This is a genomic window from Candidatus Rokuibacteriota bacterium, from assembly GCA_016209385.1.
Classification (GTDB): Bacteria; Methylomirabilota; Methylomirabilia; order Rokubacteriales; family CSP1-6; genus JACQWB01.
On the sequence record JACQWB010000141.1, the window covers coordinates 1 to 4,955 of the forward strand.

General features: G+C 71.1%; 5 protein-coding genes. All 5 read right to left on the reverse strand.

Translation table 11 applies throughout. The features are described from left to right. Nucleotides 1-708, reverse strand: a 708-nt coding sequence (locus HY726_09910) for a pyruvate dehydrogenase (acetyl-transferring) E1 component subunit alpha (protein ID MBI4609315.1), incomplete at its 3' end; no start/stop codon positions are given. Nucleotides 709-744: 36 nt separating this feature from the next. Continuing rightward, nucleotides 745-2,172: a dihydrolipoyl dehydrogenase gene (lpdA, locus tag HY726_09915; protein MBI4609316.1), complete on the reverse strand. Its 1,428-nt coding sequence runs from the start codon at nucleotides 2,170-2,172 to the stop codon at nucleotides 745-747. An 11-nt stretch (nucleotides 2,173-2,183) separates the two neighbouring features. Next, entirely contained in the window at nucleotides 2,184-3,437 is a 1,254-nt protein-coding gene (locus HY726_09920) for a 2-oxo acid dehydrogenase subunit E2 (protein MBI4609317.1), read from the reverse strand. Beyond that, a complete protein-coding gene (locus tag HY726_09925; protein ID MBI4609318.1) occupies nucleotides 3,437-4,402 on the reverse strand; it encodes an alpha-ketoacid dehydrogenase subunit beta in 966 nt (321 codons plus the stop codon). The genes HY726_09920 and HY726_09925 overlap by 1 nt, the downstream gene beginning before the upstream one ends. A 7-nt stretch (nucleotides 4,403-4,409) precedes the next feature. Beyond that, on the reverse strand, nucleotides 4,410-4,955 hold a 546-nt coding region (locus HY726_09930; protein MBI4609319.1), incomplete at its 5' end, for a pyruvate dehydrogenase (acetyl-transferring) E1 component subunit alpha.

Genomic DNA, 4,955 nt, shown 5'->3' on the forward strand with positions numbered 1-4,955 from the left:
CGTCGCCGCGTACACCGCCAGGAGATCGTTGCCGTCCACCTGGACCCCCGGCATCCCGTACGCCAGCGCCTTCCGCGCCAGCGTCTTCGCCCGCGTCTGCTTCGCCACCGGCACCGAGATCGCCCACTGGTTGTTCTCGCAACAGAACACCACCGGCGCCTGAAAGACTCCCGCGAAGTTCATCGCCTCGTGAAAGTCCCCGTGCGACGTCGCCCCGTCCCCCAGAAACACCAGCACCACGCTGTCCTCCCGCTTGTAACGGGCGGCATACGCGAGCCCGACCGCGTGAGGGATCTGGCTCGCGACGGGGATGCAGAGCGCCAGGTCGCGGCACCCCGCGGGGAGGCGCATCCCTTCCGCGTAACCCGCGAGGTAGAGGATCAGGCTCTCGAGCGCCCATCCCCGCCAGAGGAACGCCGGGAGCTGACGGAAGACCGGCACCAGCCAGTCGGTGGGGCGGAGGGCGTACGCCGCGCCGAGCGCCACCGCCTCCTGGCCGAGGCCCGACAGCGCGGTCCCGATCCGTCCCTGGCGCTGGAGAATGAGGAGGCGCTCGTCGGCTTTTCGGGCGTGGAGCATGGTCCGGTAGAGCCGACGGAGGTCCGCGGGCGGGATCGCGGGCTCGAGGGCGCTGTCCACCCGACCGTCGGCATCGAGGATCGAGAGGAACTCGATCGGTTCGGGCAAGTCAATGGGTTCGCGCGGCATCGGTCGTTCCCGACTCTGTGACCTCGCGCCGTCCTGTCACCGACGACCGTCGGGACGGCGCAGGTGAGTGGGCGAGCCCAGGAAGAGGTGGGCGGCCTCGGCGAAGGTCTCGGAGAGCGTCGGGTGCGTGTGGATGGTGCCCGCCAGGTCTTCGGCGACCGCGGCCAACTCCACGCCGAGGACTCCTTCGGCGAGAAGCTCGCCGGCGTGAGGTCCGACGATCCCCACGCCCAGGAGCCGCCCGGTGCCTTCCTCGAAGACCAGCTTGGTGAGCCCGTCGGTCCGGTCCATGGCGACGGCGCGGCCGGAGGCGGACCAGGGTACGCGCGCGACCCGGGGGGTGATCCCCTGAGCCTGCGCCTCGGCGTCCGTGAGACCGGCCCAGGCCACCTCGGGATCGGTGAAGACGACCGCCGGAATCGCCTGGGCGTCGAAGGCGACAGGTCGGCCCGCGATGGCTTCGGCCGCCACCCTCCCCTCGTAGATCGCCTTGTGGGCGAGCAGCGGCGCTCCCGCGACGTCGCCGATGGCGAAGATCCGCGGATCCGTGGTGCGGCGCCTCGCATCGACACGGACGAAGCCGCGCGGATCGATCTCGACCCTCGTGTGCTCGAGGCCGAGGCCGTCGGAGTTGGGCTGGCGGCCAACGGCGACGAGGACGCGGTCGAACTCCTGGGGCGATGTCACGCCCTCGCCTTCCAGACTGACGGCCAGCCCCGCGGTCGTCTCCTCGACCCCGACGACCTTCGTCGAGAGGTGGACGGCCGCGAAGGTCTGCCGCACCCGGCGCGCGAGAGGCTCCACCAGGTCCCGGTCCACGCCGGGGAGGAGCCCGTCGGTCAGCTCGACCAGCGTCACGCGGCTCCCGAGCGCGGCGTAGATCGTCCCGATCTCAAGGCCGATGTAGCCGCCCCCGACGACGAGGAGCCGCTCAGGCACCTCGGGCAGTTCGAGCGCCATCCTGGAGTCCATGAGCCGTGGCGAGTCCACCGTCACGCCGGAAAGCGCGACGGGGCGAGAGCCGGTGGCGAGGATCAAGTGGCGGAACCGGAGCCACCCGGCCCGCTCCCCCTGGACCCGAAGCGTCCACTCATCCTCGAGCGTGCCCCGACCCTGAACCACGTCCACCCCGCGGTCGCGGGCGAGGGCGTCGAGCCCTCTCGCCAGCTTGGCGATCTGCTCGTCCTTCCAGCTCCGGAGCCGGTCCAGGACGACCTTGGGCTCGCCGAACTCGACGCCGGCGGCGCGCGCCCGCGCCGCATCGGCGATGAGGGCCGCCACGCCCAGGAGCGCCTTGGACGGGATGCACCCGACGTGGAGGCACTCGCCGCCCAGGGCCGGCGCTGCCTCGACGAGGATCGTTTCGAGACCCAGGTCGGCGGCGCGAAAGGCTGCCGCGTAGCCGCCGGGTCCACCTCCGACCACGACCACCTCGGCCTCGCGCTGGAGATCGCCGACAACCACGTCTGTCTCCGTTACACCTCGAGGAGCAAGCGCTCGGGATCCTCCAGCAGACGGACCAGGTCGGTCATGAAGCGCGCCGCGTCCGCCCCATCCAGGACGCGGTGATCGAACGAGAGCGCGAGGGCAAGGATCAGGCGCGGGACGATCTCACCGTTGCGGACCACGGGCAGCTCGCGGGCACGGGCCACGCCCAGGATGGCCACCTCGGGGTAGTTGATGATCGGCGTCGCGGCGGTTCCGCCGAGGCGCCCCGTGTTGGTGACCGTAAAGGTGCCGCCACGCAGGTCCTCGAGCGACACCTTCCCCGCGCGGGTCCGTTCGACGAGCGCCGCGACTTCACCGGCAAGCTCGGGGATCCGCTTCTTGTCCACGTCCCGGACGACCGGCACGACGAGGCCCCGCTCCGAGTCCACCGCGACGCCCAGGTGGTAGTAGCGCTTGAGCACCAGCTCACCGCGCTCGTGGTCGAGGCTCGCGTTGAAGCGCGGGTGCGCCTGGAGTGTGAGCGCGGCCGCCTTCAGCAGGAGAACCGTCAGCGTGAGCTTCGGGACCACCGCCTCCTGGCGCCGCCGCATCGCCTCGAGGTAGGTGATGTCGGCCTCGTCGAAGTGGGTCACGTGAGGGATGACCGCCCAGGCCAGCGCCATGTGCTCCGCGGTCCGCCGCCGGACCGACCGGATCGGCTCGCGCTCGACGGCTCCCCACTGCTCGAAGCGCGGGAGCGGCGGCAGCTCGGCCCTGGGGAGCGCGAGCGGCCGGGATGGCTCCTCGACGTCGGGAGGGCGCAGCGCGGGGCCGACAGGAGTCGGCGCGACCCGGCCCGCAGCGGCCCTGATGTCGGCCTCGGTGATCCGGCCGCCGGGTCCCGTCCCCGTGACCGCGCTCAGATCGACGCCGAGTTCCCTCGCGACCCGGCGCATGGCCGGTGTGGCGGCGACCGGTGGGCGCCGGCCTTCAACCGGAGCCGGCCGCGGCGGCGCCGCAGCGGGGGACGGGGGCGCGAGCTTGACCCCGCGGGGCTCGGCCTCGGCTCCGTCGAACGTGATGAGGACCGACCCGACCTTGACCGCCTCACCAGGCTTGACGTGAACCCTGGCGACGCGGCCGGCGACAGGAGAGGGCAGCTCGACCTGGGCCTTGTCGGTCTCGACCTCGACGACCACCTGGTCCTCCCTGACGAGGTCCCCTTCCGAAACAAGCACCCGGATGACTTCGGCCTCGGTGAGCCCTTCGCCCAGGTCGGGGAGGCGGAACTCTCTGGGCATTAGAAGGCGAGGGTCTCCCGGACGGCCGCGACGATCCGCGGGACGTCGGGGAGCCAGGCTTTCTCGCGCGCGAAGCCGGGGTAGGTGATGTCAAAGCCGGTGAGCCGGCGCACCGGCGCCTCGAGCCGGAGAAAGGCTTTCTCCACGATGCGCGCCGTCAGCTCGGCCCCAACCCCGCACGTGCGCGGCGCCTCGTGGACCACGACCGCGCGCCCGGTCTTGCTCACCGACGCTCCGACGGTCTCGCCATCCATCGGGGAAATCGTCAGCAGGTCGATCACCTCGGCCTCGGCCCCGTCCTCCTCTTTCAGCACCTCGGCGGCCTCCAGCACCCGATGGAGCATGGTACCGTAGGCCACGACGGTCACGTCGCCTCCCTCCCTCACAACCCGGGCCCGCCCGAGGGGTAGCAGGTCTTCGTCCTCGGGGACCTCCTCTTTGATGGCGTGGTAGAGCGCCTTGGGCTCCATGAAGACCACGGGATCGGGATCGCGGATCGCGCTCGCGAGGAGCGCCCGCGCGTTGCGCGGACCCGAGGGGATCACAACCTTCATCCCCGCCATGTGGGCGTAGTACGTCTCTTCGCTCTCCGAGTGGTGCTCCAGGGCCCGCACCCCGCCGCCGTAAGGCATGCGGACGACGAGCTGGCAGTGGTACCGGCCTTGCGACCGCTGCCGGTAGCGGGCCGCGTGGTTCTCGATCTGGTGAAAGGCCTGGAACGAGAAGCCCGAGAACTGCAGCTCCGCGACCGGCTTGAGGCCGTAGAGCGCCATTCCGATCGCCATCCCCACGATGGCGCCCTCGGCGAGCGGGGTATCGATCACCCGCTGCTCGCCGAATTTCTTCAGGAGCCCCTCCGTGACGCGGAACACCCCCTCATCGACCCCCACGTCCTCGCCCAGGACGATGACGTCGTCGTCGCGCTCCATCTCCTGGTGGAGAGCCAGGTTGATCGCCTTGACCATGGTGAGCTTAGGCACGGCGCGCTCCTTCAGGCTCCTGCCCCTGGGGCCGGGCCAGCCAGCGGGCCAGTTCGTCCCGTTGTTCTCGAAGCTCCTCCGGAAGCTCGGCGTAGACGTGATCGAAGGCGGCCAAGAGGTCTCCGTCCATGCGGGCTTCGGCGCGCTCCACCGCCTGGCGGATCTCCCCCTCCACCTCCGCCTCCAGCGCCGCCTGACTCGCCTCATCCAGGAGCCCCTTCCCCTCCAGGTAGCGCCGGAACCGGATCAGCGGCTCCTTCGCCTCCCACGCCTTGACCTCCGCCTCGCTCCGGTACTTCGTCGGATCGTCGGCCGTCGTGTGCATCGACAGGCGATACGTCACGAACTCGATGAGCGTGGGCCCGCCCCCCGCCCGCGCCCGCTCCACCGCCTCCCGCGTCGCCGCGTACACCGCCAGGAGATCGTTGCCGTCCACCTGGACCCCCGGCATCCCGTACGCCAGCGCCTTCCGCGCCAGCGTCTTCGCCCGCGTCTGCTTCGCCACCGGCACCGAGATCGCCCACTGGTTGTTCTCGCA

What these genes read in the sequence shown, in the direction of transcription:
- HY726_09920 (MBI4609317.1), bottom strand. Translation starts at nt 3,437, where the DNA reads ATGCCCAGAGAGTTCCGCCTCCCCGACCTGGGCGAAGGGCTCACCGAG.
- HY726_09925 (MBI4609318.1), bottom strand. Translation starts at nt 4,402, where the DNA reads ATGGTCAAGGCGATCAACCTGGCTCTCCACCAGGAGATGGAGCGCGAC.